Source organism: Lacticaseibacillus pantheris DSM 15945 = JCM 12539 = NBRC 106106 (assembly GCF_001591865.1).
GTDB classification, from domain to species: Bacteria; Bacillota; Bacilli; order Lactobacillales; family Lactobacillaceae; genus Lacticaseibacillus; species Lacticaseibacillus pantheris.
The window spans coordinates 1-4,321 of the sequence record NZ_BCVS01000147.1; the positions used below are offsets into that span (position 1 = coordinate 1).

At 53.6% G+C, this 4,321-nt stretch carries 3 protein-coding genes; 1 reads left to right on the plus strand and 2 read right to left on the minus strand.

From position 1 onward, the window contains the following. Positions 1-107 precede the first annotated feature (107 nt). Positions 108-1,733: an ATP-binding cassette domain-containing protein gene (locus tag LPA02S_RS10835; RefSeq protein ID WP_056956306.1), complete on the minus strand. Its 1,626-nt coding sequence runs from the start codon at positions 1,731-1,733 to the stop codon at positions 108-110. Positions 1,734-1,915: 182 nt separating this feature from the next. Continuing rightward, positions 1,916-2,578 (minus strand): L,D-transpeptidase, encoded by a 663-nt coding sequence (locus LPA02S_RS10840; RefSeq protein ID WP_056956307.1) that lies wholly within the window; start codon positions 2,576-2,578, stop codon positions 1,916-1,918. A gap of 270 nt (positions 2,579-2,848) precedes the next feature. On the opposite strand from LPA02S_RS10840, the gene LPA02S_RS10845 reads away from it, so the two are divergent. Next, complete coding sequence (locus LPA02S_RS10845) at positions 2,849-4,198, plus strand: amino acid permease (RefSeq protein WP_054651047.1); 1,350 nt, start codon at positions 2,849-2,851, stop codon at positions 4,196-4,198. Positions 4,199-4,321: the final 123 nt, after the last annotated feature.

The following is a 4,321-nucleotide window of genomic DNA, read 5'->3' on the forward strand; positions in this document are numbered from 1 at the left end:
TGCCTCCGAGTGGCGCTGAGTACGCGCTAAAGCGCTACTCTCCACGCAAAAAAAAGCGCACACTCCCGCATACGCCCATTATATATCATTTATATAATTTTTTTACATTATCCGTAAATATTCTGCGCCTGTTCCTTCACCACCGGGTGCTCCAAGAACTCATCATACGTCGTGTCCGCACGGTCAACCACCCCGAGTGGTCCCACCTCAATAATGTGGTCCGCAATCGTCTCAATGAACTCGTGGTCATGACTCGTAAAGATAACCGAACCCGGGAAGGCCACTAGCGCGTCGTTTAACGACTGAATCGACTCCAAATCCAAGTGGTTGGTCGGGTCGTCCATAATCAGCACGTTCGGTTCCGTCAGCATCAACTTCGACAGAATACTCCGCACCTTTTCCCCACCCGAAAGCACGTTAATCGGCTTCAACACGTCGTCGCCCGAAAACAACATCCGGCCCAGGAATCCCCGCAAGAACGTGTTGTCCTGCTGATCCTTCGGCGCGTACTGCCGTAACCAGTCCAAAATACTCAGCGTGTCGTCTTCAAAGACGCTGTTCAAATCCTTTGGCATGTAACCACGCACCGTCGTCACACCCCACGCCACTTCACCAGCGTCCGGCTGCACCGCCCCCGCCAACATCTGTAGCAGTTGGGTCGCCGTCACGTCGCTCCGACTGATGATCGCCGTCTTTTCACCGGGGTGCAGGATGAAGCTAGCGTTACTAATCGCCGGCTGTCCATCAACCGTCAAAGCCAGGCCGCGCACCTGCAACAAATCGTTACCAATCTCACGCTGCTGGGTAAACTTCACGTACGGATACTTGCGGCTGCTAGGCTTGATGTCATCCAGCGTAATTTTGTCCAGCTGCTTCTTCCGCGCAGTCGCCTGCTTCGACTTGCTGGCGTTAGCCGAGAACCGCGCCACGAATTCCTGGAGCTGCTTAATCTGCTCCTCCTTCTTCGCGTTCGCGTTGGACTTCAGTTGCTGAGCCAATTCCGAACTTTGACGCCAGAAATCGTAGTTCCCCACGTATAGTTCGATCTTGCCGTAATCGACGTCACACATCATCGTACATACGGCGTTCAGGAAGTGTCGGTCATGGCTGACAATCAGGACGGTGTTCTGGTAATCGGCCAAAAAGTCCTCCAGCCAACTAATCGTCTGAGTGTCCAAACCGTTCGTCGGTTCGTCAAGCAGGAGCACGTCGGGCTGACCAAAGAGGGCCTGACCCAACAACACCTTCACTTTGTCGCTTTCGGGCAAATCACCCATCATGGTCTGGTGCTGCTCTTCAGGAATCCCCAGCTGCTGCAACAACTGGCTGGCGTCGCTCTCCGCGTTCCAGCCGTCCATTTCGGCGAACTCGCCTTCCAGCTCAGCCGCTTTCAGGCCGTCTTCTTCCGAGAAGTCCGGCTTGGCGTACAGCGCGTCTTTAGCCTCCATCACCTCGAACAGGCGCTTGTGTCCCTGCATCACCGTGTTCATCACGGTCTGGTCATCAAAGGCAAAGTGGTCCTGCTGCAGGCTACTCATCCGTTCGTGCGGATCCAGCGTCACACTCCCGGTGGTGGGTGCTAACTTGCCCTCCAAAATTTTCAGAAAAGTTGACTTGCCGGCACCGTTGGCACCGATGATGCCGTAACAGTTGCCCGGCGTAAACTTCAGGTTGACGTCCGTATACAACGTCCGGTCGGTAAAGGTCATACTAACGTTATTAACTGTGAGCAATGAGTTCCTCCTATTGGTTCAGCGTACTGAGTATCATCAATTATTTACTAGGGCACACTGACCGGCGGCGATAATTAGCCTATATAAAAGCAGTTTCCCCCACCGGATTCTCCATCCGGTCGGGAAAGCTGCTTGGTCACGAACGTGCCGTACAATCCTAATCAAACATTATAACGTGCTTGTTAGTCAATTACCACTTTCGTGTTGTACTTAATGTTGGTGTAAATCCACTTGGCGTCCGGAATGGTCAAACGCACGCAACCATGCGAGGCGCCGCCCTTCTTGCCCAGCTTGGCAGCCTCGGATTTAATATAGTTACCGTTAACGTCGATGGGCACCGTGTGAAACAGGAGACTACCGTGGCCTGACCACGAAGTGTAGTAGTTGGCCCCTTCCTCTTCTTGGGCGTTATAGAAGGTCTCACCCCGCTCCGCCTGAACGTAGTATGTTCCGTGTGGCGTTGCGGTATCCGTGCTGTTCGTCATCCCCGTTGAACAGTACATCGTATACAGCACCTTATCACCATTCATGATGTATGTGCGTTGCTTCTCGGTGGAAACCCGAATCCACAGGTTGGGATACTTATTTACATCCGGATAAGCCTTGCTCTCTGACGGCTTAGTGTAGTCGACGGTTTTAACCGTCGTCTTCTTCGTTTTTGTCGTTGAAGAGGAGCTCTTAGCACTGGACTGACTGGATTTCTTCACGGCGCTGGCAGTAGCCTCGGCCCTCTGGGCACCGATGGCGTACGCGCCCACGCTACCAACCGCAACGATCGCGATAACGACACAAATCGTAATCAGCCATGCGCGGGCAATTTGGCGATGTTTTTTCTGACCCAACATTGGCACGGGTACTACCTCCTCAAGAATTGGTCCTCACCAACAAGGTTAACATGATTCAAAGAATACTGGTACTAAATGGACGTAATGAAACACTTTTGTAGTTTTTCAACAACAAAGATTGCGCTTATGACTACAATTATGGAGGGCAAAGCATCACCCTCGCTAATCATCAACACCATTGTATAAGCATTAAAGACAAGTGTATGCCATTAGTGTTAAACTACAAACTATTGTGCATCAAACCATACAAAGAATAGGGGTTTCGAAACCATGCAACGCAAATTGAGTTCTCGTCACATGCAAATGATCGCGCTTGGCGGCACCATCGGCGTCGGCCTCTTCATGGGGTCCGCATCCACCATCCAGTGGACTGGCCCCAGCGTCATGTTGGCCTACGCGCTGGCGGGACTTTTTCTATACTTCATTATGCGTGCTCTCGGCGAGATGCTCTACGCCCACCCCGTCACCGGGAGCTTCGCCTCCTTTGCCTCCGAATACCTGCACCCCGTATTTGGCTACCTCACGGCCTGGGCCAATATTTTCCAGTTTCTCGTCGTCGGTATGTCCGAGATGATCGCGATTGGTAGCTATTTCGAATACTGGTGGCCTGGCTTGCCGCAGTGGATTCCCGGCCTTGTGGCGTTGCTAATGCTGACGATTGCCAACCTCATTTCCGTTAAAGCGTTCGGCGAGCTTGAGTTCTGGTTTGCGATGGTCAAAGTGGTCACGATTATCCTCATGATTGTCGCCGGCCTGGGGCTCATCTTCTTCGGCCTTGGTAACGGCGGCCACGCGCTCGGCGTCAGCAACCTCTGGTCCCACGGCGGCTTCTTCACCGGTGGCCTCAGCGGCTTTGTCTTTGCCCTATCAATTGTCGTCGCGTCCTACCAGGGTGTTGAGTTACTGGGAATTACGGCCGGCGAGGCGGAGGACCCCCGCCCGACCATCGTGAAGTCAATTCAATCCACGGTGGGCCGTATCCTCATCTTCTACGTGGGAGCGATTTTTGTCATCGTCACCGTGTACCCTTGGGACAAACTGGGTACCATCGGTTCACCTTTCGTTGAAACCTTTGCCAAAGTCGGCATCGCGGCCGCGGCCACCATCATTAACTTTGTTGTCATCACCGCCGCACTGTCTGGTGCCAACTCCGGCATCTATAGTGCTAGCCGCATGGGCTACACGTTGGCGGAAACCAAGCAGTTGCCGCAGCATTTCACCAAGCTGAACCGGCACGGGGTTCCGTTCTGGCCGGTGGTCACCATTGCGGCGGGGATTGGGATTGGCGTCATTCTTAATTTTGTAGTGCCGCTACTGTGGCCGGGTACCAAGAACCTCTTTGTGATTGTGTACAGCTCCAGTGTGTTACCCGGACTCATCCCCTGGATTGTCATCCTGCTGAGTCAGATTCAATTCCGTAAGCAACACCCCGTGCTGCAGGGTGAGGACCAATTCCGGATGCCATTTTCGCCGTGGAGCAACTACCTCACACTGGCATTCCTGGCCGTTGTCGTCATCTTCATGGCGATTAACCCGGATACGCGGATTCCGCTGGCGGTGGGCGTCATCTTCATCGCCGCCGTCCTGCTACATTACTGGCGGACGCACCGGGGACAATAATCGTGTATGTATACAGCCGAGCGGCACACCGCTCGGCTTTTACTTTGTGCTTGTTGGATTGAGGCGGCAGCGTAGGTCGGACCGGTGAGCTGCGGCTTTCGTGGGGCGCTCCATGGTAACCAC

What these genes read in the sequence shown, in the direction of transcription:
- LPA02S_RS10840 (WP_056956307.1), bottom strand. Translation starts at nt 2,578, where the DNA reads ATGTTGGGTCAGAAAAAACATCGCCAAATTGCCCGCGCATGGCTGATT.
- LPA02S_RS10845 (WP_054651047.1), top strand. Translation starts at nt 2,849, where the DNA reads ATGCAACGCAAATTGAGTTCTCGTCACATGCAAATGATCGCGCTTGGC.